We start from the raw sequence: 647 nt of genomic DNA on the forward strand, positions 1-647 counted from the left end.
GGATCCGGCTTTTTACTAAAATGTCTCCGCGCCCAGACCTGCTGACAGACAAGGCTCAAGCAGCGGGTCGATATATAATATAAAAAATTTTCGGAACACAGCATCTGAGCTTAGCCGTTGAGATAACGACGCATGCAATAAAGCAGCGTGCCCTGTTCTTCGTTTTCACGAATATTGATCACACGCCCGAAAAGTATGCGATGTGTTGCTTCGTCCACGGAGTTGGTCAGCTCGCATTCAAAACTGACCGATGCGCTGGCAAGAACCGGAACACCGGTAAGACCTTCGCTCCAGTTATCAAGTGCAAATCTCTCTTCCATCGGTGTCGCTGCTCCACCGCCGAAGATATTTGAGATCTGCTCCTGACCCGGCATCAGTGTGTTGACGCAAAAATGACGTGCATTTTCAAATGCATGAAAGCAAGAACTTGCACGATTAATGCAGACCAGAAGTGTTGCCGGTGTATCGCTGACACTGCAAACTGCAGAAGCTGTAAAACCATAGCGTTTGCCGTTATGAAGCGTACTGGTGATATTCACTGCCGAGCCAAGGCGTGACATCCCGCTGCGAAATGTAGCTTTATCCACAATGTTAAAGCGGTGATCCACAATGCCCATATCGGCCTCTCAAACGCATTCGAAACAGGC

1 protein-coding gene is annotated in these 647 nt (G+C 48.7%); it reads right to left on the reverse strand.

What is annotated here, in order from left to right:
• Positions 1 to 110 precede the first annotated feature (110 nt).
• The gene (locus HBA93_RS17950; RefSeq protein WP_221724200.1) at positions 111 to 617 is read right to left on the reverse strand and encodes a flavin reductase; all 507 of its coding nucleotides are present in this window, start codon (positions 615 to 617) and stop codon (positions 111 to 113) included.
• Positions 618 to 647: the final 30 nt, after the last annotated feature.

The sequence above is a fragment of the Ochrobactrum sp. SFR4 genome, from assembly GCF_019730395.1.
In the GTDB taxonomy this organism is placed as follows: Bacteria; Pseudomonadota; Alphaproteobacteria; order Rhizobiales; family Rhizobiaceae; genus Pseudochrobactrum.